The organism is Bradyrhizobium sp. Pa8 (assembly GCF_052588265.1).
In genome coordinates this window covers 4427159-4450919 of the sequence record NZ_CP176767.1, presented here as the reverse complement: position 1 = coordinate 4450919, position 23761 = coordinate 4427159, and the positions used below count along the sequence as shown (strand labels likewise).

The 23761-nt window shown below is 64.9% G+C and carries 19 protein-coding genes and 1 pseudogene; 12 read left to right on the top strand and 8 right to left on the bottom strand.

Features of this window, described 5'->3' with window-relative positions:
• Positions 1-26 precede the first annotated feature (26 nt).
• Positions 27-707: a leucyl/phenylalanyl-tRNA--protein transferase gene (aat, locus tag ACKWRH_RS20165; protein WP_445222015.1), complete on the top strand. Its 681-nt coding sequence runs from the start codon at positions 27-29 to the stop codon at positions 705-707.
• Between the two features lie 13 nt (positions 708-720).
• Here aat and ACKWRH_RS20160 read toward each other — a convergent pair whose 3' ends face one another.
• Positions 721-1779 (bottom strand): DUF2155 domain-containing protein, encoded by a 1059-nt coding sequence (locus ACKWRH_RS20160; protein ID WP_445222014.1) that lies wholly within the window; start codon positions 1777-1779, stop codon positions 721-723.
• A gap of 203 nt (positions 1780-1982) precedes the next feature.
• Here ACKWRH_RS20160 and ACKWRH_RS20155 point away from each other — a divergent pair, with 203 nt between their 5' ends.
• Together ACKWRH_RS20155 and ACKWRH_RS20150 are read left to right on the top strand one after the other, a co-directional pair.
• Positions 1983-2930, top strand: coding sequence for an alpha/beta hydrolase (locus ACKWRH_RS20155; RefSeq protein ID WP_445222013.1), 948 nt, complete (start codon positions 1983-1985; stop codon positions 2928-2930).
• Between the two features lie 14 nt (positions 2931-2944).
• The gene (locus tag ACKWRH_RS20150; RefSeq protein ID WP_445222445.1) at positions 2945-3952 is read left to right on the top strand and encodes a Na+-dependent transporter; all 1008 of its coding nucleotides are present in this window, start codon (positions 2945-2947) and stop codon (positions 3950-3952) included.
• Positions 3953-3980: 28 nt separating this feature from the next.
• Here the strand turns inward: ACKWRH_RS20150 and ACKWRH_RS20145 are convergent, their stop codons facing one another.
• A complete protein-coding gene (locus ACKWRH_RS20145; protein ID WP_445222012.1) occupies positions 3981-4883 on the bottom strand; it encodes a LysR substrate-binding domain-containing protein in 903 nt (300 codons plus the stop codon).
• A 99-nt stretch (positions 4884-4982) separates the two neighbouring features.
• Between ACKWRH_RS20145 and bla the strand changes: the two genes are divergently transcribed.
• Complete coding sequence (gene bla / locus ACKWRH_RS20140) at positions 4983-5867, top strand: class A beta-lactamase (protein WP_445222011.1); 885 nt, start codon at positions 4983-4985, stop codon at positions 5865-5867.
• 14 nt (positions 5868-5881) lie between these two features.
• Here bla and ACKWRH_RS20135 read toward each other — a convergent pair.
• From ACKWRH_RS20135 to ACKWRH_RS20125, 3 genes and pseudogenes are all read right to left on the bottom strand, one after another.
• Positions 5882-6424 (bottom strand): annotated as a pseudogene (locus ACKWRH_RS20135) (GlxA family transcriptional regulator); the annotation flags it as partial.
• Between the two features lie 15 nt (positions 6425-6439).
• Positions 6440-7234: a methyltransferase domain-containing protein gene (locus ACKWRH_RS20130; protein ID WP_445222010.1), complete on the bottom strand. Its 795-nt coding sequence runs from the start codon at positions 7232-7234 to the stop codon at positions 6440-6442.
• 35 nt (positions 7235-7269) lie between these two features.
• Positions 7270-8211, bottom strand: a complete 942-nt coding sequence (locus ACKWRH_RS20125; protein WP_445222009.1) for a GlxA family transcriptional regulator — start codon at positions 8209-8211, stop codon at positions 7270-7272.
• Positions 8212-8305: 94 nt separating this feature from the next.
• On the opposite strand from ACKWRH_RS20125, the gene ACKWRH_RS20120 reads away from it, so the two are divergent.
• The 3 genes from ACKWRH_RS20120 (at position 8306) to ACKWRH_RS20110 (ending at position 11723) form a co-directional block, all read left to right on the top strand.
• A complete protein-coding gene (locus tag ACKWRH_RS20120; protein WP_445222008.1) occupies positions 8306-8992 on the top strand; it encodes a DJ-1/PfpI family protein in 687 nt (228 codons plus the stop codon).
• A gap of 218 nt (positions 8993-9210) precedes the next feature.
• Complete coding sequence (locus ACKWRH_RS20115; RefSeq protein WP_445222007.1) at positions 9211-10932, top strand: autotransporter outer membrane beta-barrel domain-containing protein; 1722 nt, start codon at positions 9211-9213, stop codon at positions 10930-10932.
• A gap of 137 nt (positions 10933-11069) precedes the next feature.
• Entirely contained in the window at positions 11070-11723 is a 654-nt protein-coding gene (locus tag ACKWRH_RS20110) for a glutathione S-transferase family protein (RefSeq protein ID WP_445222006.1), read from the top strand.
• A 355-nt stretch (positions 11724-12078) separates the two neighbouring features.
• Here ACKWRH_RS20110 and ACKWRH_RS20105 read toward each other — a convergent pair whose 3' ends face one another.
• The gene (locus ACKWRH_RS20105; protein WP_028148726.1) at positions 12079-12486 is read right to left on the bottom strand and encodes an NADH:ubiquinone oxidoreductase subunit NDUFA12; all 408 of its coding nucleotides are present in this window, start codon (positions 12484-12486) and stop codon (positions 12079-12081) included.
• A 246-nt stretch (positions 12487-12732) separates the two neighbouring features.
• Between ACKWRH_RS20105 and ACKWRH_RS20100 the strand changes: the two genes are divergently transcribed.
• The 3 genes from ACKWRH_RS20100 to ACKWRH_RS20090 all read left to right on the top strand — a co-directional run bounded on the left by ACKWRH_RS20100 (position 12733) and on the right by ACKWRH_RS20090 (position 16298).
• Positions 12733-13383 (top strand): BA14K family protein, encoded by a 651-nt coding sequence (locus tag ACKWRH_RS20100; RefSeq protein ID WP_445222005.1) that lies wholly within the window; start codon positions 12733-12735, stop codon positions 13381-13383.
• A 246-nt stretch (positions 13384-13629) separates the two neighbouring features.
• Complete coding sequence (locus tag ACKWRH_RS20095; RefSeq protein ID WP_445222004.1) at positions 13630-14043, top strand: response regulator; 414 nt, start codon at positions 13630-13632, stop codon at positions 14041-14043.
• Complete coding sequence (locus ACKWRH_RS20090; RefSeq protein WP_445222003.1) at positions 14040-16298, top strand: CHASE3 domain-containing protein; 2259 nt, start codon at positions 14040-14042, stop codon at positions 16296-16298. The genes ACKWRH_RS20095 and ACKWRH_RS20090 overlap by 4 nt, the downstream gene beginning before the upstream one ends.
• Position 16299: 1 nt before the next feature.
• On the opposite strand, the gene ACKWRH_RS20085 is transcribed toward ACKWRH_RS20090, so the two are convergent.
• Together ACKWRH_RS20085 and ACKWRH_RS20080 are read right to left on the bottom strand one after the other, a co-directional pair.
• Positions 16300-17475, bottom strand: coding sequence for a tetratricopeptide repeat protein (locus ACKWRH_RS20085; RefSeq protein WP_445222002.1), 1176 nt, complete (start codon positions 17473-17475; stop codon positions 16300-16302).
• A 76-nt stretch (positions 17476-17551) separates the two neighbouring features.
• Complete coding sequence (locus ACKWRH_RS20080) at positions 17552-18448, bottom strand: DMT family transporter (RefSeq protein ID WP_445222001.1); 897 nt, start codon at positions 18446-18448, stop codon at positions 17552-17554.
• A gap of 760 nt (positions 18449-19208) precedes the next feature.
• On the opposite strand from ACKWRH_RS20080, the gene ACKWRH_RS20075 reads away from it, so the two are divergent.
• Positions 19209-22976 (top strand): vitamin B12-dependent ribonucleotide reductase, encoded by a 3768-nt coding sequence (locus ACKWRH_RS20075; protein ID WP_445222000.1) that lies wholly within the window; start codon positions 19209-19211, stop codon positions 22974-22976.
• Positions 22977-23154: 178 nt separating this feature from the next.
• Complete coding sequence (locus tag ACKWRH_RS20070) at positions 23155-23757, top strand: DUF5343 domain-containing protein (RefSeq protein ID WP_445221999.1); 603 nt, start codon at positions 23155-23157, stop codon at positions 23755-23757.
• Positions 23758-23761 lie beyond the last annotated feature (4 nt).

Genomic DNA, 23761 nt, shown 5'->3' with positions numbered 1-23761 from the left:
CTCCACGATCCTGCTATTGTTGCGCCATGACTTCGCGCGACTCCGCTTCGTCTGAAATCACGCCGGCCGTGCTGTTGCGCGCCTATGCCTGCGGCATCTTTCCGATGGCCGAGAGCGCCGACGATCCGACCCTGTTCTGGGTCGAGCCGGAATTGCGCGGTGTCATCCCGCTCGAGGGATTTCGTGTGGCCTCACGGCTCGCGCGCACCGTCCGTTCGGACGCCTTTCGCGTCACCGTCAACACCTCGTTCAAGGCAACGATCGCCGGCTGCGCCGCGCCGCAGGCGGGACGCGAGGACACCTGGATCAACAAGCGGATTCGCGACCTCTATGGCGGCCTCTACGAGCTCGGCCATTGCCACAGCGTCGAGGTCTGGCAGGGCGACGACCTCGTCGGCGGGCTCTACGGCGTCAGCCTCGGACGCGCCTTCTTCGGCGAGAGCATGTTTCACACCGCGCGCGATGCCTCGAAGGTCGCGCTGGTGCATCTGGTCGCGCGGCTGATCCATGGCGGCTTCGAGCTGCTCGACACGCAATACGTCACCGAGCATTTGAAGAGTTTTGGCGCGGTCGAGATTTCGCGTCGGCGCTACACCGCACTGCTCGACAAGGCCCTCGCCGGCGACCCCGGTGATTTCCTGAGGCTGTCGGCCGGCGACGCGATCCCGGGCGCATGCGCGCTCGATATCATCGCCTCGCGGCCATGATCGGTGATGGGGCCTAGCGCCCGAACCCGGGAATACCGAACAGGCCCGGCCGCTGCTCCGGCGGCGGCGGGGGTGGCGGCGCCGGCTGCTGCTGGATCGGCGGCAAGGGCTGCGGCGGACGCTGCTGCACGGCCTGCTTGGGTGGCGCCGCCTTCTTCTGCGCTGGCGGCGGAGCCGGCGGCTTTGCCGCGGCCGGATCGGGCGCCGCGGTCGCAATGGTCTGCTGCGGCTCTTTGCAGTCGGTGAGCCAGATGTCGTAGATCGGATGCTCGACGCCGTGCAGGCCGGGGCTTGCCGCATACATCCAGCCCGAGAAGATGCGCTTCACCTCGCCCTGCAAGGTGATCTCGTCGACCTCGACGAAGGCGTCGGTATTGGTGGCTTCGGTCGCCGGCCGCGTATAGCAGGCGTCGGTCTTGACCCGCAGCGCGCCGAACTGGACGGTCTCGCCGATGTCCTCGTCGAAATTGATGATGCGCCCGGTGATCTTGTCCAGGCCGGAGAAGGTCGCCTTCTTGTTCACGATCTTCTGGGCCGGCGGCTCGGTCACGACCTCGTCGCCCGGCTGGAGGCTCGCCGGGGTCTGCGGGACAGTGCCGCCCGGCCCGCCCTTCTGCTGGGGCGGGCGCTGACCGGGCGCACCCGGGGCGGCTTGCGGATTGGGCGGCGCGACCGCGACGGACGGCGGCTGGTTCGGCGGTGCGACGGTTGACCCCGGCGGCGGCGCCAGGGGCTGGGATTCGACCGGCCCCGGCATCACGTTACCTTGCCGTCCCTGAGGCGGCGCCATCGGGCGCGACGGCAGCACGCGGCCCTGCGGCGGCAGCGCGGGGACTTCCTCGTCGTCGTCATCGGGGATCTGAGGCTGCGGCTGGCCGCGCGGAATCGCACCCGGCGGCCGCGGCGGCGGGTCGGAGAAGATCGTGCCGATCTGCGCCTGCGCGGACGTCGCAACCGTCAATGCGGTGGCGGCCAGAAGCGCCGCAAGACCTGGCAGGGCAAGTCTTGTAAGGGTAAGGGTTCGAACCATCTTCTCGCGCGGCTTCAACAGCGAATCGGGCTTGCTGGACATTCTACAGGGGATACCGCCGCTCGCAGGCCATCGGGTTAACACGGCGAATACGGCGGGGGAAGGGCGGCATCCCTGCCCTGCCCGCCGCCGGCTGGCCAGACCGGCGGCCCGATGGGACAGTTGGCCGGCCCCTCCCCGGGGCCGAGGCGGGCAGCGCCCCCGAAAACGACGTCCAACGACAACAGTAAGCCCAAGGTCGCCCCATGCCCGTCGTGCTCGATCCCGATGCCGCCGCCGTCTACAAGGCCTTCCAGGAGGCCGGCCGCCCCGCCTACGAGACCCTGACCGCACCGGAAGCCCGCGCCTATTACGGGCAGGCGCGCTTTGCCACCAACCCCGAGCCGCCGGAACTGGCGCGCGTCGCGGCGCTGGCGATCCCGGCTCCGCACGACGAAATCCCCGCCCGCATCTACGTCCCGAAGCAGCCGCGCCTTCAGAACGGCCTGTCGCCGGCGCTGGTGTTCTTCCATGGCGGCGGCTGGGTGATCGGCGATCTCGACTCCCACGACGTCGTCTGCCGCCAGCTCGCCGTTTCAGGCGCGCTGATCGTGATCTCGGTCGATTACCGCCTCGCGCCCGAGCACAAGTTTCCCGCCGCCGCCGATGACGCGATCGCCGCGACCAGGTGGATTGCCGCGAATGCGCGCGAGCTCGGCATCGATGCCTCGCGCCTTTCGATCGGCGGCGACAGCGCCGGCGGCAATCTCGCCGCCGTGGTCGCACTCACCGCACGCGACGGCAATGGTCCGAAGATCGCGGGCCAGGTCCTGATCTACCCGGCAACCGATTTCGCCATGACGCACGGCTCGCACCGCGAGCCCGAGACCAGCGTGCTGCTGACGCATTCGGTGATCCGCTGGTTCCGCGATCACTATCTCAACGGCACTGCCGACATCCAGGACTGGCGTGCCTCGCCGGCGCGCGCGAAAAGCTTCGCCTTGCTGCCGCCGGCCTATGTGCTGACCGCCGGCGCCGATCCCCTGCGCGACGAAGGCGACGACTATGCCGAGCGCCTCAGGCAGGCCGGCGTGCCCGTCACGTACAAGCACTATCCCGGCCAATTCCACGGCTTCTTCACGATGGGCAAATTGCTCCAGCAGGCCAACCTCGCCGTTAGCGAGATCGGCGCGTGGCTGAAAGGATTGGGCTGACGCCGCCGTCCCGGATGCCATCCCTTCTCCAAACCGTCTTCGCCCTCCCCCTGCGCGCGCTGACATGGCTCGGCAGCCAGGGCACCCGTGCGGTGGCCGCCGTGGTGTTCATTGCGGCCGCGGTCCCGCCGCTCGGGATGCTGCTGCGGCCCTACGTCACCGAGGCGATCTTCGGGCTTCTCTGCATCTCCTTCATGCGGGTCGACCTAGCCGCGCTCTACAGCCATTTGCGCCGGCCGGCGCTGGTCGCGACCGCCACCGCCTGGACCACGATCGGCGTGCCGTTGATCGTCGGGCTGGTCGCCCATGCAACGGGGCTCACGGCTCACTCGCCCGGCCTTGCACTCGCGCTGATGCTCCAGAGCATGGCTTCGCCGATGATGGCGTCTCCGGCGCTTGCCGCGCTGATGGGCCTCGATGCCACGCTCGTGCTGGTCACGCTGGTGACCTCGACCGCGCTGGTGCCGTTCACGGCCTCGCTGTTCGCGGGCCTCTTCCTCGGCGACATGCTCACCATCTCGCCGCCGGCGCTCGGACTGAAGCTGCTCGGCATCCTCGCGGCATCGCTGCTGGCCGCAACCTTGATCCGATGGATCTTCGGCGCAGCTGCGATCCAGCGTCACAAGCGGCCGATCGACGGCTTCAACATCATCATTCTCCTGATCTTCGCAGCCGCGATCATGGGCGATGTCGTGAGCGACCTCGTGGCCCAGCCGCTCTTCACGATCGGCCTGGCGGCTCTGTCCTTCGCGATCTATTTCACGCTGCTCGCCGTCACCACGCTGCTGTTCCGCCGCATCGGCTATGAGCGCGCGCTGGCGCTCGGGCTGATGGTGTCACAGCGCAATCTGGGCCTGATGCTGGCCGCGACCGCCGGCGCGCTGCCGCCCACCACCTGGCTCTATTTCGCGATGACGCAGTTTCCGATCCATCTTGCGCCCTACATGCTGACGCCGATCGCCCGGCGATTGACGGCGCGGGCGGAAGCATCCGGCAGGACGGCAACAGACAGCGCGATTTGAGGCTTGCGCCGGAAACCTCGCAAGCCGCTCATGGCTTGCGCGATCGCTTTTTCCTGCACTCGACCAATATCCAGTCGCGAAACGCTTTCATCCCATGCGAAAGCCTTTTCGATTTCAGCGACGTCAGCCAATAGGATCCCAGGAAGACTTGGCTGTCATAGGGGCAAACCAGCCGCCTGCGCGCCAGGTCGTCCGAAAACAACACGACCGGCAATAGCGCGACCCCCGCGCCTTGAGCGGCCGCGTGAGCCAGCGAGACTGACGAGTCGAATGTCGGGCCGGTCATCCGCGGTTGCGCGCATTGCACCAAATCGAACCATTGCGCCCACTCGCCAACCCGATAGGATCGCAACAGCACCTCCTTATGGAGGTCGCCAGGGACTTTGAGTCGCTTTGCAATCGGCGGCGCGCACATCGGCGTGAAATGGGCGTCGACCAGACGCTCGGCGTTGGTGCCGTGCCACGCACCGTCACCAAATCGAATAGCGCAGTCCAGTCCTTCGCCGCCAAGGTCTACACGATTGTTGTTCGCGAAGATCCTGATATCGATGTTTGGATGGCTCGCGGTGAAGCTCCTGAGACGCGGCAGGAGCCAACCGGATGCGAACGTTCCGACTACACCAACTGTCAGCATTTCGCGCATCCGACCGTTCTCGAACCGGTCCAGGACCTGGTTGATCTGGCCGAAGGCATCCGAGATTGCAGGCTGCAGCGCTTCGCCCTCTTCCGTAAGAGCCAGTCCACGAGTCAAACGCCGGAAAAGCTTGACGCGCAGACTCTCTTCCAGAACCCGCACCTGCTGACTCACGGCGGCCTGCGACACCCGAAGTTCGAGACCGGCCTTGGTGAAGCTGAGATGACGCGCGGCGGCCTCGAATGAGCGGAGCGCGTTCAGTGGCAGGCTGGAAATGCTGGCAGGGCGGCGGGCCACGTCTGATCCAAGTTTTGCTTATGGATGGCCTTACGAACCATCGTTTGTCAATCGCGAGAGCGCGACGCAAAACCTGCCCGCCAATCACGGGAGTTTTCGATGCTTACGCGACGTCAGTTCAGCTCATCGGCATTTGCGCTTGCGGGAAGTCTCCTCCTGCCCCGGGTTTCAAGTGCTGCGCCAAGCGGAACAGGACCGCTCATCAACGCCGTCGAGCAACTGGAACTCAGGAGTGGAGGCCGGCTTGGCGTTTCCGTGCTCGACACAACGACTGGAGCGAATGTTCATCACCGAGGGGATGAACGCTTTCCCATGTGCAGCACATTCAAGGTCCTGGCGTCCGCGGCTATTCTCAAGGACGCAGGCAGCCAGCTGGAACGGCTTGAACGACGCGTTCGTATCGAGCAGGCCGCCATCGTCGCGAACTCTCCCGTGACCCGCGAACATGTCGGCGGAGAAGGAATGTCGCTTCGCGAACTCTGCGAGGCCGCCATTACCATGAGCGACAACACCGCCGGCAACACGCTGCTGAAGAGCATCGGCGGCCCCGCCGGGTTGACGAGCTTCGCGCGAAGCCTCGGCGACAAGATGACAAGACTGGATCGGATCGAAACCGAGCTGAACGAGGCCGCGCCGGGTGATCCCCGCGATACCACCACGCCAAATGCGATGGCCGCAAATTTCAAACGCTTACTGCTCGGTGACGTCCTTCGTCCGGATAGTCGCGACCAACTCGGCAAATGGCTCATCGCCAACAAGACCGGGGATACCCGCTTGCGCGCCGGCCTGCCGCAAGGCTGGCGTGTGGGCGACAAGACTGGAGCGGGCGAACACGGCACCACCAATGACGTGGCCATCGTGTGGCCGCCTGAGCGTTCGCCGCTCATCGTCGCAGTTTATCTCACGGGCAGCACGCTCGACCCGAATGGACGAAATGAGCTGATTGCATCGGTTGGACGCGAGATCGGCAAGAGCTTCGGCTGACAATCGTCGTCCGCCTACCCCGCCCGCGCCGCGCGCCGCAGCGCCTGGGGCGGCTGGGGCGGCTGGCCGAAGGCGCGGATGAAGGCGCGCCGCATGCGCTCGGGGTCGCCAAATCCGGTCGTCTCCGCAACGAGCTCGATCGCCTCGCGCGAGGACTGCACGCGCTCGCGCGCGACCTCGATCCGCAACCGCTCGATCGCCTTCGACGGCGTCGTGCCGGTCTCGGCGGCAAAGGCGCGGGCAAAATGCCGCGCGCTCATGCCGGCACGATCGGCGAGATCTTCGACCGTCAGCCGGGCATCGAGGTTCTCGCGCGCCCAGGACAGCAGCGCGCCGAAGCGGCCGTTCGGCGTCTTCAACTCCAAGAGCGATGAGAACTGCGACTGGCCGCCGCTGCGGCGATGATACAGCACGAGCTGGCGCGCAGCCTGTTGCGCGATCTCCTCGCCATGGTCCTCGGTGACCATCGCGAGCGCGAGATCGATGCCCACGGTGATGCCCGCCGACGTCCACACATTGCCGTCATGCGTGAAAATCTGGTCCGGCTCGAACTCCACCTAGGGAGGACGCAGTCATAGCGGCGGCGCAGCCGGCTTCGAGGCCCTGAAGAGATATCGGTTGGTGCTGAAGAAGTATCGTCCCGCCCCGCCCAGACGCTCGAACTCGCTGTACCATGCTTCGAGATCATCGGCTGAAACGTCGTTCCTGCGGGCGACGAAGTCGCGAATGCCCTGGGCCAGCCCCTTGCTGTAGCTATCGTCATCGTACTGCAAATTCAGAATTGGAAAGACCGACGCTCCGTCCAGGTGAAGTCGTGCATTCGCCAATCTGTGCGCCATCGATCTCGGGAGACGCGGGTGAGCGCAGTGCGCTTCCCATGATTTCATGACCGCGGCCATACGTTCCGGGCTTTCGGAATGCCACACCACCGCGTCCCAGTCTGTCGCGACAAAAATCGTACGGCCCCCTGGCTTGAGCACGCGAAATGTCTCTGCGAGAACGCGGTCAACATCGGGCACGTACTCGGCAACCTGCGTGCACACGACGACATCGAACGACGCATCGGGTTGACCCAATTCCGTCGCGTTGCCGATCGCATATGAAGTCCAGGCGGAAGCCTTCTGCCGGTTGCAGACCGCGATCAGGTCAGTCGACACATCGATCCCGACGACAGCACCATCAGGCCCAACGATCTGCGCCATGCTTTCGCAGAGATAGCCGGGACCACATCCGATATCGAGAACGCTCTCGCCGGCGGACAGATTGAGCTGCCGAATGGTCTCGGCGCGCTGGGCGGTCACGTCCCCCGTGAGATAGATTCTCTGGAGCCGTTTCGCGTTCTCGTTGCTGTACTCCATCCCGCCCATCTTCGCCTCCGCGCTCGAGTGCCAGGTGAGATTTGCTAACCCGCCCTCGCCGCACGCCGCAACGCCTGCGGCGGCTGGCCGAAGGCGCGGATGAAGGCGCGCCGCATGCGCTCGGGGTCGCCAAATCCGGTCGTCTCCGCAACGAGCTCGATCGCCTCGCGCGAGGACTGGACACGCTCGCGTGCGACCTCGATCCTTAAGCGCTCGATCGCTTTCGACGGCGTCGTACCGGTCTCGGCGGCAAAGGCGCGGGCAAAATGCCGCGCGCTCATGCCGGCACGATCGGCGAGATCTTCGACCGTCAGCCGGGCATCGAGGTTCTCGCGCGCCCAGGACAGCAGCGCGCCGAAGCGGCCGTTCGGCGTCTTCAACTCCAAGAGCGAGGAGAACTGCGACTGGCCGCCGCTGCGGCGGTGATACAGCACGAGCTGGCGCGCGGCCTGTTGCGCGATCTCCTCGCCATGGTCCTCGGTGACCATCGCGAGCGCGAGATCGATACCCGCGGTGATGCCCGCCGACGTCCACACATTGCCGTCACGCGTGAAGATCTGGTCCGGCTCGAACTTCACCTTGGGATAGCGCGCGACGAAATCCCGCGTGCGGCCCCAATGCGTGGTGGCGCGTCGTCCATCGAGCAGGCCCGCCTCGGCCAGCACATAGGCGCCCGAGCAGACGCTGGCGACGCGCACACCGCGCCGCGCCAGCCGCTGCACGAAGGCGCGCGTGACCTCGCAGCGTGCGGCGTCCGTTACGCCTGCGCCACCCGCGATGACCAGTGTGGTGATCGCATTCGCCGACCTGAAGTCGCGCGCCATCATTTCCACGCCGGACGAGCTGCGCACGGGCCCCGCATTCAACGCAAGCACCCGGATTCCGGTGGTCGTCTTGCCCGTGCAGCGCGCCGCGATCTCGAACACAGAGATCGGGCCGGCCGCATCAAGCAACTGGAAATCCGGGAAGATCAGGATGCCGATCATGGTCATGTCCGAAAGTGAGGGAAATACGCCATTTTGGACGGAATGGCATCATGAGAGGCTGCGTCCGTCAAGCTCATCTTTGGAGGACCTGCCCATGTCGTCACCGCTCCAGATCGGTCTTTTGGTGTTTCCGCGCGTCACCCAGCTCGACTTCACCGGTCCCCTGCAGGTGTTTGCCAACGTGCCCGGCGCAAAACTGCATCTGATCTGGAAGCGCATCGAGCCGGTGCCGAGCGACTCCGTGCTGACGCTGACGCCGACCACGACATTCGCCGACTGTCCTCAGCTCGACGTGATCTGCGTGCCCGGCGGCGCCGGCACCAACGACCTGCTCAACGACGAGGAGGTGCTGGATTTCCTGCGCAGGCAGGCCGAAGGCGCCAAATATGTCACTTCGGTCTGCACGGGATCGCTGGCGCTCGGCGCTGCCGGCCTGCTCAAAGGCTACCGCGCCGCCACCCATTGGAGCGCGATGGAGATGCTCAGTCAGTTCGGCGCGACGCCGACCAAGACGCGCGTCTGCATCGACCGCAACCGCGTCACCGGCGGCGGCGTCACCGCCGGGATCGATTTCGCGCTGACGCTGGTGTCGATCCTGGTCGACCGCACCACGGCGGAAGCAATCCAGCTCCAGATCGAATACAACCCCGCCCCGCCGTTCAACTCAGGCTCCCCTGATACGGCGCCCGCCGAGGTGCTCGCTCTGCTGCGGGAGCGCGGCGCGCAAAACCAGGCCCGCCGTCTGGAAGCGGTGAAGCGCGCAGCCCAACGGGTGATGTGAGGAACGCCACGATTGCTGCTCTCGCAGCCCGGAGGCTGCACACTTCGTGTGCAGCACAACCTGATTTTCGATTGCAGCAATTTGCAAATGTAGCAGATTCACCACAGGCTGCTCGGAAACAACCTCAGATGGAGGATTCTGCGTCAACGGTACTGCCCCACTGAAGGCTCGTCAGATACTGTTCAGGGTATATTTAAGACTCATCCTTCGGAGCGTTCATGTCGTTGCTGGTGCCGGGTCGGCTGGACTCCCTGAGCGCTCTTTCCTCCATTTTCGTGCTGACCGCGACCAGCGCACTCGTCTGCGCCATCCAGCCTGCGCGCGCGGTGTGCAGTCCGACTTCCGGCAACGTGAGTTGCACCGGAACGACGGTGAACCAGAACGCCGGCGGGCAAGGTTTCAATGCGATCTTCAGCAATGTCACCGTTGGTTCGGACGCGTCCGTTATCGGGTCGAACGTCGGCATGTTCACCCTGGTGAGCACGGTAACGAATGCGGGCACGATTTCGGGAGGCGTCGCGGGCATCGTCGTTGGCAACCAGACCGTCATCTACAATAGCGGCGTGATCTCCGGTCTCACCGGTATCGAGTCCGGCCCCATCGCCTACGCTCCGACCGCCGAGATCACCAATTCCGGCACTATCGTCGGGACAGGAGGCTTTGCCATCAATATGAACAGGACAAGCGCCCTCACCCTGCTGCCCGGCTCCAAGATCATCGGACAGATCGTGATCTCCAATGTCGCGCAGCTGAGCGTGTCCGCCCCGAACCAGAATCTCACCTTCGTCAATTCGCTCGGTGCGATGACCGTGACCATTGGTGCCGGCCTGCCCGGTGTCGCCTCTGGCAACACGCTTGTCACGGTCGATCCCACGATATTCGGCGTGATGGACCGCACCCTGCTCGCGTTCACCGACGCCGTCACCGGCCTGGCCGGCAGCCGGACCAGCGCGGCGAGCACGGCAGGCGGTGGTGCCCTCGGCTTTGCCGCGGCCGACAGCACGACGTCATCGGTCGACGACGCCTTCGCCCAGGTGATGGGCTACGCAAAAGCGCCGACCGATGCGGTGTGGTTCAAGAACCCGACCGTGACCGCATCGGATGGCACCACGGTGTGGGCACGGGGCTTCACCGGCCACCGCGTGCAGCAGGCGGATGGCATCTCGTTGCGCAACGTCACGGACTTCTACGGCGGGGCGATCGGCATCGACAAGCGCGTCGCGCCCGATCTGTTGCTTGGTGCCTATGGCGGCGGCGGATCGACACTGACCACCATCGATCCCGCGATGGGCGACGCCCGGAGCGACATCGGCTTCGGCGGCGTCTATGGCCGCAAGGATATCGGCAAGACCTTCATCGACTTCGGATTGCTTGGCGGCGCGACCTCCAATCGCTCCAGTCGCCTCATCAACAACAACCTCGCGGCGGGGGGCCTCGAAACCGCGACCGCCAATTTCGGCGGCTGGTTCGTCAACCCCGAACTTGCGCTCGGCTACCGCCATGCGATCGCGCCCGGCTGGACGCTGACGCCAACGGCGCGCGTCCGCTATCTCGCAGCCGGCTATGACGGCTATACCGAGAGCGGATCGACCGCGAACCTCACGGTCGGCAACCGAACGCTGCAAAATATGGAAGAGCGCGGCGAGCTCAATCTGACCTATACGACCCAGACCGAAGCCGTTCGCTTCCAGCTTGGCGGGTATGGCGGCGTGATCGGGCAACAGCGCGTCGGCGACAGCGATGTCAACGCCACCTTGCTGGGCCAGGCCCTCGCCTTCGCCGCACCGGGCCAGGCCTCCATCGCGGGCGGCTTTGTGGGCACGACGCTCGACTGGCGCTTCCGCAGTGGGGTCGGCCTCTACGGTGGTATCGAATACACCGCGCTGACCGACCACTCCAGCACCGTCACCGGCCGTGCCGGCTTGCGGGTCGGCTTCTGACGTTCGACGCACACCGAACTCACCAGCGCGCGGCGCGCTGCTGACACGACGCTGTCAGCAGCTTGTCGCAACAATCCGGATTGCGACTGACGCCCACGGATGCTTGCCGGTCGCCTGCGCACGGGAGGACCTGACCAATGGCGCGATACCGGCTGCACTGCGTCGGAGCTTCGGGCCATTCGTTCAAGGTCGCGCTATTCCTCAACTGCGCCGGGCTCGACTGGGAGCCGGTTGGCCTCGACTTCGGCGGCGGCGAGACCCGCACGCCTGACTGGCGGGCCGCAACCAATGTCATGGGCGAAGTCCCCGTCCTCGAGGTCGATGGCCGGCATATGAGCCAGTCCGGTGCGATCCTGCTGTGGCTCGCCGAGACTCACGGCGTGTTCGGCCCGACACGCGAGGAGACATTCGAGGCGACGCGCTGGCTGCTGTTCGACAACCACAAGTTCACCTCGAGCTTCGCCCAGCACCGGTTTCAGCGCTGCTTCATGCCGGAGCCCGCCCATCCCGCTGTGCTCGCTTACTTGCGCGCGCGGACCGACAGCGCCTTCTCGATCGTCGACAGACACCTCTCCGACCGCAGCTTCATGCTGGGCGACCGGCCGACGATCGTCGATTTCTCACTGTTGGGCTATCTGTACTATCCGACCGAGGAGACGGGTTTCGATCTCGCCGCGACTTTCCCGGCGATTGATGCCTGGCGCCGGCGTGTCGCCGGACTGCCGGGTTGGAAGCCGCCTTATCAGATGATGCCAGTCGGCAACTCGCCTCCGCTCCGTCTCCATCTCTGAGAAGCGAGCAGGGCAACAAATCAAAGAAAAAGGCCGCTCGGTTTCCCAAGCGGCCTTTCCTGTCTTACGGCGGCTGCACATTCCATCGGGCGATTTCGAACTTCCAGACCGGGGGCCTATCTCCCGATCGAGTCCTGGTCGGCGGCCGCTGCATCTCGGGACAGTCGCGAACTGTTGCCCGAACCGAACGCGATGGTCTCCCATCTCCGTAAGATGGGACCATTGAGCCGCATCGCTCGCGTAGCTGCAACGCCCGCGCAGGCGCTGTCCCCGCTGTTCCCGTTGTCCACAGCAAGATGAGGCGGATGCTGGTGCATCCACCCCCACGGCAAGGATTCGGACGGAGATCGGAAAGCTAGCCGGGCGTCCAGGGCTGGTAGTCGCCGGTCGCCTTGGGACGCTTGCCGCTGGCAAGCGTCGAGCCGGAGGGCCGATAGGCGTTCGGCGTGCCGGTGGGGTTCGGCTGGTGCGGCTTTTGCCATTCGCGCGGCTGGTAGTTTTCTTCAGTCGGCGGCACATCGACGACGTGATGCATCCAGCCGTGCCAACCCGTCGGGATGCGGCTTGCCTCGGCGTAGCCGTTATAGATGACCCAGCGCCGCTCGAAGCCGAGTGTCGGATCGATCGCGCCGCCGCGGGTCCGATAATAGCGGTTTCCCTGCTCATCCTGGCCGACCAGCTCGCCGTACCGCTTGGTCCAGAGCTGGGTGCCAAAGGTCTGGCCACTCCACCAGGTGAAGAACTTGAGGAAGAACTGTTTCATACGGGTAGGGCCCTGCTTCGTGAGGCCCTGATGCCATCCGGGCGGCGAAATGTCCAGTTCCGCGGGGACGGCCGTGCCCCCGCAAAATGTGGTGCCCCCGGCGTAAGCACTGCCGCAAATCGGACGCGATCCGTTCATGCCGGGTACAGCGGCCGCATGGAAACCTGCGCCATACACGCACACCGGCGTGAAACCTGGAACCGCGGGCCCTTCAAGAGGTTTGCTTCCGGGAAAAGGAGTTTGAACATGAACAGTCTGAGAGTTTTGAGCGCTGCGGCAGCGATCGCGTTGGTTCTTCCGTTGGCGACGCCGAGCTTCGCCCAGGGCCGTGGTGGCCACGGCGGTGGTCATTTTGGCGGTGGCAGCGGCGCCCATTTCGGTGGTGGCGGCGCCCGCATGGGCGGCGGCAGTTTTGCCGGCGCGCGGATCGGTGGCGGCGGCGGGAATTTCACAGGCGGAGCCACGCGCCCGAGCGCCGGCCTAGCCATGCGTCCGAGCGCAGGAGCCACGTTTAGTGGTGGCGGTGGCCGTCCTCTCGCAGTCGCGGGTAACAACTGGCGTGGCGGAGGCCGTCCGCTCGCAGTCGCGGGTAACAACTGGCGTGGCGGCGGTGGCAACTGGCACGGCGGCGGCTGGCATCGTCGCGGCGGCTTCTGGCCCGGCTTCGCGGCGGGCGCGGCCATCGGCGGGCTCGGCTCCTACGCCTATTACGGTGGTGGGTACTACAACGATCCCTATTACTATGGCGACGACAGCTACTATGACGAGCCGTCGGTCGCGGTGGTGCCGGACGGCGGTGGTGACTCGTCGGCTTATTGCGCGCAGCGCTACAAGTCCTACGATCCGGCCTCGGGCACGTATCTCGGCTATGACGGCCAGCGGCATCCCTGCCCGTAAGCAGATCGACAACGCTTGAAGGAAGAGGCGTCGCATCAGTGCGGCGCCTCTTTCGTTTATCGCGCGCTCATCACCTGTTTCGCGCGCAGCCCGCGCATCGCGCGCGAGGATCTATGCACCCGAGCGCGAGGGACCTCTATTCACCGCACCGTGCATATCTACAATGATCCAATCCCAAATTGACCCGTCCCGCGATTCGCCTATATCACCGATGAATGTTGGGACTTCGATCTACTGGGAAATGTCATGCCGCGTATCCTCGTGGTAGATGACGATCCGATGGTCGGCGCGACCATCGAGGTCCTGCTCCAACGTCAGGGCTTCGATGTCACGATGGCTGACGGCGGCGAAACGGGGCTGGCTGCGCTCGAAGCGCAGACGTTTGACGTGATGCTGGTCGACATCTTCATGCCGCACATGCGCGGCTTCGAATCCATCCGCATCTTTCACGAGCGCGCCCCGGCGATCCCTCTGATCGCGATGTCCGGCTACGCCTTCGCCTCGTCTGCCGCGCCCTCCCCCGATTTCCTCCGCATGGCACTGGAACTCGGCGCGACACGCTGCCTGCGCAAGCCGTTCACGCCGGACGCGCTCCTGACCACGATCCGGGAATGCCTCGGCGAGGCCGCGCAGCCGAAGGACAAGAAAGAAGTCCCTTGATCCCAACGCAGCGCGTCATTCTCGGTGCTGGACTTGCAATCCTCCTGATCATCACCGCCGCCTCGATCGGACTCGACGTCAAGTCGCGGTTCGATGCCGCCTGGGTCAATCACACCATCGAGACGCAGAAGAAGATCTCCGATCTGCGCGTGCTGATGCGTCGCGCCGAGAGCGCCGCGCGCGGCTACGAGATCTATCGCAACCCGAGCTTCAGCGACGAGTTTCAGGCGGTGCACGCCCAGCTCGCACCGGCGCTCGCCGACCTCAAGCGCAGCCTGCGTGACAATCCCGATCAGGTCGCGCTCATGGAGGGCACCGAGCCGCTGGCGCTGCGCCGGGTCGAGATCGCCGCGGAAGTGATGCGCCTGCGCGCCGGGAACGACCAGGCCGGCGTTGCCGAGCTCCAGGGCAAGGCCGAGGGCCGTGGCCTCATGGACACGGTGATGGGCAATCTCGATCATCTGAGCGCAGAGGAAGAGCGATTGCTCGCCGCACGCTCCCTGAATTCCCGCCGCACCGGCATCGTCCTGCTCGGCATCGACGTGATCGGCGCGCTGGTGATCCTGCTGCTGGTCGCAATGCTGATGCGCGAGAGCCAGCGCACCACGGTCGCGTTGAAGAGCACGCTGCTGGAGACCACGGCTGCGAAGGAGCAACTCGAGGCGGCCGTCGCCGAGCGCACCGAGCATCTCGTCAACGCGCATGACGAGCTGCGCCTGTCGGTCAACGTGCTCCAGAGCACCTTCCACAGCATGGCCGAGGCCGTGCTGGTGATCGACGCGGAAAGCACTGTCCTTCTGTCCAATCCGGCCGCGGAGCGCATATTGCTGCATCGCGCCGGCATGAGCCTGCGCAATCTGCGCGCCCTGTCCGACGTGTTTCACGGCGACGGCGTCACGCCGCTCAGGGCGGACGAACTGCCCTCGATGCGCGTGTTGCGCGGCGAGCAGTTCGAGAATCTGGAGATGATCGTCCGCCCGCACAGCGGTGACGTTCCCCGCCATCTGATGATCAGCGGCCGGCCGATGCGCGACGGACAAGGCAACGTCTCCGGCGCCGTGCTGGTCTATCACGACGCGACCACTTCGCGGGAAACCGAGCGACAGCTGCACCAGTCGCAGAAGCTGGATGCGATCGGCAAGCTGACCGGCGGCGTCGCGCACGACTTCAACAACATGCTCACGGTGATCTCCGGCAATACCGAGACGCTGGTGGCGAGCCTGAAGCAGCAGCCCGAGCTCCAGCGTGTGGCACGGCTGATCGACGATGCCGCCGAGCGCTGCGCCGAGCTGATCCAGCATCTGCTCGCCTTTGCACGACGGCAGCCGCTCCAGCCGCGCAATGTCGAGATCAACGGCGCGATCGCCGATATCGCCAAGCTGCTGCGCCCCACCCTCGGCGAGCAGATCCAGATCGAGACCGTGCTGGAACAGGGACCGATGACCGCGCACATCGATCCGTCCCGCCTCACCAATGCCGTGCTCAACATGGCGATCAACGCCCGCGACGCCATGCCGAACGGCGGCAAGCTGCTGCTCGAGACCCACCACGTCGTGCTCGACGAGGCCTATGCGCAGGCCCATGCCGAGGTGCAGCCCGGCCCCTACGTGATGCTCGCGGTCAGCGACACCGGCACCGGCATGACGGCAGACATCCAGCAGAAGGCCTTCGAGCCGTTCTTCACCACCAAGGAGGTCGGCAAGGGCTCGGGCCTCGGCCTCTCCATGGTCTACGGCTTCGTCAAGCAGTCCGGCGGCCACATCAAGATCTACAGCGAGGAAGGCCACGGCACCACGATCAAGCTCTATCTGCCGCCGGGCGACGGCATGACGGATGCGGCGGCGCCAGTGGCGCCGCAGGCCGAAGGCGGCGCCGAGACCATTTTCGTGGTCGAGGACGACACGCTGGTGCGCAACTTCGTCACCGCGCAGCTGCAGAGCCTCGGCTACGACACGGTCGCCGCGCCCGACGGCCGGGCCGCGCTGGACATGATCGAGGCCGGTCAGGACTTCGACCTCCTGTTCACCGACGTCGTCATCCCCGGCGGCATGAGCGGGCGCGAGCTCGCCGAAGCGGTGGCCAAGCGCCGGCCGGGTGTGAGGGTGCTCTACACCTCCGGCTACACCGACAACGCCATCGTCCATCACGGCAAGCTCGACGACGGCGTGCTGCTGCTGACAAAACCCTACCGCCGCAACCAGCTCGCCGAGATGATCAGGAAGGCGCTGAACGGCGGCGGGATGACGGCGAGCTAGTTCAAGGATTGTTCTGCGGCGGCTTCCGCCGCTTCGTTTCGAACGCCTTCGCGACATCCGGAGGCATCGTCCCGGGCGCACGCGAGCGCGCACCTTCTATCGCCCATGCCTTTTCGAAATCGGCGCTCGCAGCGGCAACGTCGTGCTTCTTCTCATAGGCCGCGCTGCGTGCGCGATAGGCGTGTTCATTGTCCGGATCCAGCTCGATCTGCTTTGTGAAGTCGGCAATAGCCCGGTCCTGATCGTCCTTGAGCGCGTAGGCCCGGCCGCGAAGCCCGTAGACGTATCCGACCTTGGGGTCGGCTGCGATGCTGGCATCGAAGTCGGCGATGGCTGCGTCGAGATCGCGCGTGTGCAGATAGGCCGAGCCTCGGACGCGGAGCGGATACGAACGCTTCGGATTCAGCTCGAGCGCCTTGCTGGCATCGGCAATCGCGTGCTCGAAGTCATTCTGGCGCAAACGAGCATTGGCGCGACTCTCGTAAGCCGCCGCACTGGCCGGATTCATGCTGATCCAGTGATCGATGTCGACGATGGCGTGGTCGTAGTCTTTCTTTCGCCCGAACGCCACGGCCCGGTATCGGTATCCGTCGAAACCGCCGTCCGGTTCGATGCCGAGGGCGCTGGCAAGATCGGATGACGCGCCGGCGCGGTCGCCGATGCGATTGCGGCTGTCTTGCCGGGCGAGATAGGCCGCGATCCATCTCGGGTTGATCTCGATCGCCCTGGATTCGTCCGCGATTGCACCGTGCGGATCGCCCTTCTTCGCGCGGGCGATGCCCCGGTTGGTGTAGGCGCGAAAATTCTGCGGATCGATCTCGATGGCTTTCGTCGAGTCGGCGATCGACTGATCGACATCGCCGTCCTCGAAATTGGCTGCACCGCGCCTCATATAGGCGTCGGCGAAAGCCGGATTGAGGGCGATGGCCTCGCTCTCATCGGCGACGGCCGCCTTGTATTCGCCGCTGCGCCAGCGGGCGTTGCCCCGATCATGAAAGAAGCCCGCACGTTCATCCTGGCTCGGCGTGTCGGCCTCGATCAGGCGCGTGCAGGCCGAAATGACGGCCGCTTCCGGGGCGTCATTGGATGCAACGCAGGACACCCGGTCCTGATGGGCTTGAGCCAATCCAAGGGACGGGATCAGGCCGAGCACGACGGCCAGCGCGATGACTCTCATGCGTTGCCCCTGGAGCGAGGTGAATTGCAGGGAACTATCTAGAGGTGCAGCGCGGCTTCGCGCAAGAGACCGCTGTCTAGCGCGTCGCCAGCACCACGGCCGCCAACGTGAAGATCAGCGCCGCGATCTGCCCCGGCCCCAACGGCTCGCCCAGCGCCAGCGCGGAGGCGACCACGCCAATGACAGGCACGGCCATGGTGCCGATCGCGGCGACCGAGGCCGGCAGCCGCGCAAGGGCTGCGAACCAGCTGACATAGGCGATGCAGAACTGCACCACGGTCGAATAGACCAGGAGCCACCAGCCGACCGGCGTCACCAGGGACAGATGCGTGGTCTCGACCAAGAGGCCGATGATCGAGATCGGCAGGCAGCCGATCCCGATCTGCCAGGCCGCGGCCGTGATCGGCGGCAGATGGATCGGGTACTTCTTCGAGAACACCGTGCCGACGGCGAAGCCGATCGCGCCGCCCAGAGCCATGATGATGCCCGGCAGCTTCTCCACGCTCGCGGCAAAGCCGTTGCCGCCCATGATCGAGGCCAGGCCGACGAAGGCCATCACCAGCCCCAGCGTGCGCAGCACGGTCGGCCGCTCGCCCAGCACCGGCCAGGCGATCAGCGAGGCCCAGACCGGCATGGTGTAGGCGATCAGCGCCGCCTCGCTGGCCGGCAGCCAGAGCAGCGCCAGGCCCATCAGCACCATCCAGCCGGTGACGTTGAGGACGGCAGCGGTGATCAGGCGCGGCCAGATCTCGGGGGCGACCCGCAGGCTCTGCCGGCGGACGAGCGCCAGCGCCGCGAGCAGCGCCGCCCCGAGCACGCCGGTCACCCCGCGCAGGGTCAGCGGCGGCAGCTCGGAGAGCAGGAATTTCGTCACCGGCCAGTTGAAACCCCAGCCGATCGAGGTGATCGCGAGGAACATCAGGCCGGCCGGGGCGATGCGCGATCGCGCATCCCGGCGAGTCGAATCAAGCATGTGGGCAATCCGGCAAAATCGAGGTCAGCTTGGCGCGGATTCGCGGCCTCCACCACCACCCCGGCGGGCATGCCTGCCCTCACCTTCCGTAGCCCTACGTGAGTCCCGCTGAGGCAACCCCGGTCCCGAAAAATATACCTGCCCTGTGAACAGCGGGGTGAAGGGTCCGTATCGTCACGGGATGCAAATTTTTTTGGTTGGGAATCCCTGAGGACTCACTGATACTTGGCTCAACAACAGGCGCGGGCTTGCCCCCTGTTATCCCCCGCAATCCACCATATTTAGTATTTGATTCAGGAACTCGCACTAGTTCTTGACGGGCGCAACGGAGAGTCCTAGCTTTCGGTCCGTTCGGCGCGAGTGAGTTTGCGTCCCGCCGGCACTCCCCCAAAGGGTCTCGCAAATCGTCACTCCGCCAAGCCAGCCAAAGGCAGCGGATGAGGGCTTGTCTGCCCTCGAAATGCAGACCTTTCGGGCGCCAGAACGGGCCGGCAACAGGCTCGGATGGCATTGGTTGAAGTGGCGTGTGGGGCGTTGAACGCATGTCGCGCACATCCCCTTGGGGGCGGATGGGTGTGGACATGCCGGCGGATGCAAGGTGCTCGCACCAAGCCATCGCGCCGGGAGAAACTGGGCCGGATCCACCGGCTGAACTGCGAAGCCTTTGGGCCGATGAGGTCCTTGGAGGAATCGCGAACCGAAATAGCGACCCGGGCGCCTTGCGGAGGCAGTCCGGCAGATAAAAGGACGGGGCAAGACCATGCGGATAGAGCGGCGCCACACCACTTCGGGACAGTCACCTTACGCCGGGATCGATTTCCGGCTGACCACGTCGGAGATCCGGAATCCCGACGGCTCGGTCGTGTTCAAGCTCGAGAACGTTGAGGTACCGACCGAGTGGTCGCAGGTCGCCTCCGACGTGCTCGCCCAGAAGTATTTCCGCAAGGCCGGCGTCGCCGCGCGCCTGAAGAAGGTCGAGGAGGAGTCCGTCCCCTCCTTCCTGTGGCGCTCCGTGCCCGACACTGATGCCCTCGCGGCGCTGCCCGAGAAAGAGCGCTTCGTCAGCGAACTCTCGGCCAAGCAGGTGTTCGACCGGCTGGCCGGCTGCTGGACCTATTGGGGCTGGAAGGGCAACTACTTCTCCTCCGACGAGGACGCCCTGACCTTCTATGACGAGATCCGCTACATGCTCGCCATGCAGATGGTCGCGCCGAACTCGCCGCAATGGTTCAACACCGGTCTGCACTGGGCCTATGGCATCGACGGCCCCGGCCAGGGCCACTATTACGTCGACCCCTTCACCGGCAAGCTGACCAAGTCCAAGTCCGCCTACGAGCACCCGCAGCCGCACGCCTGCTTCATCCAGGGCGTCGGTGACGACCTCGTCAACGAAGGCGGCATCATGGACCTCTGGGTCCGCGAAGCCCGCCTGTTCAAGTACGGCTCCGGCACCGGCTCCAACTTCTCCCGCCTGCGCGGCGAAGGCGAAAAGCTCTCGGGTGGCGGCCGCTCGTCCGGCCTGATGAGCTTCCTCAAGATCGGCGACCGCGCGGCGGGCGCGATCAAGTCGGGCGGCACCACGCGCCGCGCCGCCAAGATGGTCGTCGTCGACGTCGACCACCCCGATATCGAGACCTATATCGACTGGAAGGTGAAGGAGGAGCAGAAGGTTGCCGCCCTCGTCACGGGCTCCAAGATCAACCAGAAGCACCTCAAGGCGGTGCTGAAGGCCTGCGTGAACTGCGAAGGCTCGGGCGACGATTGCTTCGACCCCGAGAAGAACCCTGCGCTCCGCCGCGAGATCAAGCTCGCGCGCCGCAGCCTCGTGCCTGACAACTACATCAAGCGCGTGATGCAGTTCGCCAAGCAGGGCTACAAGGACATCCAGTTCGACATCTACGACACCGACTGGGATTCGGAAGCCTACCTCACGGTATCAGGCCAGAACTCCAACAACTCGGTCTCGCTGAAGGACGACTTCCTGCGCGCCGTGGAAACGGATGGCGACTGGAACCTGAACGCCCGCACCTCCAAGAAGGTGACCAAGACGCTGAAGGCGCGCGACCTCTGGGAAAAAATCGGCTACGCCGCCTGGGCGTCGGCCGATCCCGGCCTGCACTTCAACACCACCATGAACGACTGGCACACCTGCAAGGCGTCCGGCGACATCCGCGCGTCCAATCCGTGCTCGGAATACATGTTCCTGGACGACACGGCGTGCAACCTGGCCTCCGCCAACCTGCTGACGTTCTACAACACCGAGACCAAGCAGTTCGACGTGAAGGGCTACGAGCACCTCTGCCAGCTCTGGACCATCGTGCTCGAAATCTCCGTGATGATGGCGCAGTTCCCGTCCCGCGCGATCGCCGAGCTCTCCTACGAGTTCCGCACGCTCGGCCTCGGCTACGCCAATATCGGCGGCCTGCTGATGACCATGGGCCTGTCCTATGACAGCAAGGAAGGCCGTGCGCTCTGCGGCGCCCTGACCGCTGTGATGACCGGCATCACTTACAAGACCTCGGCCGAGATGGCGGCCGAGCTCGGCACCTTCCCGGGCTACAAGAAGAACGCCGCGCACATGCTGCGCGTCATCCGCAACCACCGCCGCGCTGCCCACGGCCAATCCAACGGCTACGAGGCGCTCTCGGTGAACCCGGTACCGATGGACCTCGTGTCCTGCCCGCAGGCTGACCTCGTCAGCCACGCGCAGGCCGCCTGGGATGCGGCGCTCGAGCTCGGCGAGAAGCACGGCTATCGCAACGCCCAGACCACTGTCATCGCGCCGACCGGCACGATCGGCCTCGTCATGGATTGCGACACCACCGGCATCGAGCCCGACTTCGCCCTGGTGAAGTTCAAGAAGCTCGCCGGCGGCGGCTACTTCAAGATCATCAACCGCGCGGTCCCCGCGGCGCTGCGCGCGCTCGGCTATCGCGAAGCTGATATCGCGGAGATCGAAGCCTACGCCGTCGGCCACGGCTCGCTCTCCAATGCGCCGGGCATCAACGCCTCGACGCTGAAGGCCAAGGGTTTTACCGATGAAGCCATCGCCAAGGTCGAAAAGGCCCTGCCGACCGCCTTCGACATCAAGTTCGCCTTCAACAAGTGGACCTTTGGCGAAGACTTCATCCGCGACCAGCTCGGCATCGGTGCAGAGGCGATCGCGGCCCCCGGCTTCGACCTGCTCCAGGCCGTCGGCTTCACCAAGCGCGAGATCGAGGCGGCCAACGTCCACATCTGCGGCGCGATGACGGTGGAAGGTGCTCCGCACCTCAAGGCCGAGCACTATTCGGTGTTCGACTGCGCCAATCCCTGCGGCAAGATCGGCAAGCGCTATCTGTCGGTCGAGAGCCACATCCGCATGATGGCGGCGGCCCAGCCCTTCATCTCGGGTGCGATCTCCAAGACCATCAACATGCCGAACGACGCCACGGTGGAGGACTGCAAGTCCGCCTACATGCTGTCGTGGAAACTCGCACTGAAGGCCAACGCGCTCTATCGCGACGGCTCCAAGCTCTCCCAGCCGCTCAACTCGCAGCTCATCGCCGACGATGAGGACGAGGACGATGCGGTCGAGTCCCTCTACGAGAAGCCGATGGCGGCGCGTGCCGCCCAGGTCTCGGAAAAGATCGTCGAGAAGCTGGTCGAGCGCATCATCGTGATGCGCGAGCGCGAGAAGATGCCGGATCGCCGCAAGGGCTACACCCAGAAGGCGGTCGTCGGCGGCCACAAGGTCTATCTCCGGACCGGCGAATATGATGACGGCCGTCTCGGCGAGATCTTCATCGACATGCACAAGGAAGGCGCAGCGCTCCGCTCCTTCATCAACAACTTCGCCATCGCGGTGTCGCTGGGTCTCCAGTACGGCGTGCCGCTCGACGAATATGTCGACGCCTTCACCTTCACCCGCTTCGAGCCGGCGGGCCCCGTGCAGGGCAACGACAGCATCAAGTACGCGACCTCGATCCTCGACTACGTCTTCCGCGAGCTCGCGGTGAGCTACATGTCGCGCTTCGATCTCGCCCATGTCGATCCGACCGAGTCGAACTTCGACGCGCTCGGCAAGGGCGTCGAGGAAGGCAAGGAGCCGGACGAGACGCAGCACGCGACCAAGCTGGTCTCGCGCGGCCTCACCCGCTCCCGCACCGACAACCTCGTCGTGATGCGCGGCGGCTCCGCCGCGATCGCCCCGGGCAACGACAGTGCCCCGACCGGCGGCAGCAAGGTCACCGCGCTGGCCTCGCACGGCACCTCGGCCCGCGCCGGCGATGCCATCGAAGGCGCCGTCGCCCTGAAGCAGGAAGCCAGCCACGACTTGTCTCCCACGGAGAAGCTCGAGGCGCTCCAGTGGAGCAAGGGCGGCAGCACCGCACAGACGCTCGTCCCCACCAAGGCCGAGCGCCGCGCGGAAGCCAAGGCCAAGGGCTACGAAGGCGAGATGTGCTCAGAGTGCGGCAACTTCACGCTGGTGCGGAATGGCACGTGTATGAAGTGCGACACTTGCGGCAGCACGACGGGATGTTCGTGAGGGGGCGCAACCAAGGTTACGCCCAACCTGACTGACCTACGCACATGCGAAGGGCGACCAACGGGTCGCCCTTTTCTTTTAGCTTAGCTCCCCAACTAAATCTATCAAAGGTTGAATTGCCGCGAGGCTGCCTACTGCCTAACATAGAAGACTCGTTTTAGCTGAGGAATAGAGCAGAATGCCTCTTACCAATACATACGTATTGCCCATTGGTCGAATCCCAGACCTCTTCCAGAAGATCCAGGACGGTCAAGCGCCCGAGCGATTCACTAATCAGCTTCTGAAGGATTGGGGATTTTCCTCAACCAACGATCGAGCGTTCACTACGCTTCTGAAGTCGCTGGGCTTTCTAACCGCTGACGGCAAACCCACTCAGCGCTACCTCGATTATCGCGACCACTCGCGATCGAAATCCATATTGGGCCAGGGCGTGCGAGAGGCCTACGACGATATTTTCCTGATTAAAGAACACCCAACCGCTGCGGACCGAAACGCCATTGAAGGAAAATTTAAGAGCTATCACAATGTAAGCGATCACTTAGCAAGCTTAATGACCAAGACCTTTTTTAGTTTGCTTCCTCTTTCTGATCTTTCAGCGCGAAGCGCTCCAATCATCAAGGCGTCGACCGATGCACCCAAGCAAGATTCTGATGAAGGACAACCAACGAAAGATCCGCCAAAGACCGGGGCCCGACTTTTGGCGGACTCAGATACAATATCGAGATACATTTGCCGCCGACCAAGGATGTGGAAGTTTACAATGCTATCTTCAAGTCATTGAAGGA

Excerpts from the sequence above, each read along its gene's own strand:
- aat (WP_445222015.1), top strand. The coding sequence starts at position 27 with ATGACTTCGCGCGACTCCGCTTCGTCTGAAATCACGCCGGCCGTGCTG.
- ACKWRH_RS20160 (WP_445222014.1), bottom strand. The coding sequence starts at position 1,779 with ATGTCCAGCAAGCCCGATTCGCTGTTGAAGCCGCGCGAGAAGATGGTT.
- ACKWRH_RS20155 (WP_445222013.1), top strand. The coding sequence starts at position 1,983 with ATGCCCGTCGTGCTCGATCCCGATGCCGCCGCCGTCTACAAGGCCTTC.
- ACKWRH_RS20150 (WP_445222445.1), top strand. The coding sequence starts at position 2,945 with ATGCCATCCCTTCTCCAAACCGTCTTCGCCCTCCCCCTGCGCGCGCTG.
- bla (WP_445222011.1), top strand. The coding sequence starts at position 4,983 with ATGCTTACGCGACGTCAGTTCAGCTCATCGGCATTTGCGCTTGCGGGA.
- ACKWRH_RS20130 (WP_445222010.1), bottom strand. The coding sequence starts at position 7,234 with ATGGGCGGGATGGAGTACAGCAACGAGAACGCGAAACGGCTCCAGAGA.
- ACKWRH_RS20125 (WP_445222009.1), bottom strand. The coding sequence starts at position 8,211 with ATGATCGGCATCCTGATCTTCCCGGATTTCCAGTTGCTTGATGCGGCC.
- ACKWRH_RS20120 (WP_445222008.1), top strand. The coding sequence starts at position 8,306 with ATGTCGTCACCGCTCCAGATCGGTCTTTTGGTGTTTCCGCGCGTCACC.
- ACKWRH_RS20115 (WP_445222007.1), top strand. The coding sequence starts at position 9,211 with ATGTCGTTGCTGGTGCCGGGTCGGCTGGACTCCCTGAGCGCTCTTTCC.
- ACKWRH_RS20110 (WP_445222006.1), top strand. The coding sequence starts at position 11,070 with ATGGCGCGATACCGGCTGCACTGCGTCGGAGCTTCGGGCCATTCGTTC.
- ACKWRH_RS20105 (WP_028148726.1), bottom strand. The coding sequence starts at position 12,486 with ATGAAACAGTTCTTCCTCAAGTTCTTCACCTGGTGGAGTGGCCAGACC.
- ACKWRH_RS20100 (WP_445222005.1), top strand. The coding sequence starts at position 12,733 with ATGAACAGTCTGAGAGTTTTGAGCGCTGCGGCAGCGATCGCGTTGGTT.
- ACKWRH_RS20095 (WP_445222004.1), top strand. The coding sequence starts at position 13,630 with ATGCCGCGTATCCTCGTGGTAGATGACGATCCGATGGTCGGCGCGACC.
- ACKWRH_RS20085 (WP_445222002.1), bottom strand. The coding sequence starts at position 17,475 with ATGAGAGTCATCGCGCTGGCCGTCGTGCTCGGCCTGATCCCGTCCCTT.
- ACKWRH_RS20080 (WP_445222001.1), bottom strand. The coding sequence starts at position 18,448 with ATGCTTGATTCGACTCGCCGGGATGCGCGATCGCGCATCGCCCCGGCC.
- ACKWRH_RS20075 (WP_445222000.1), top strand. The coding sequence starts at position 19,209 with ATGCGGATAGAGCGGCGCCACACCACTTCGGGACAGTCACCTTACGCC.
- ACKWRH_RS20070 (WP_445221999.1), top strand. The coding sequence starts at position 23,155 with ATGCCTCTTACCAATACATACGTATTGCCCATTGGTCGAATCCCAGAC.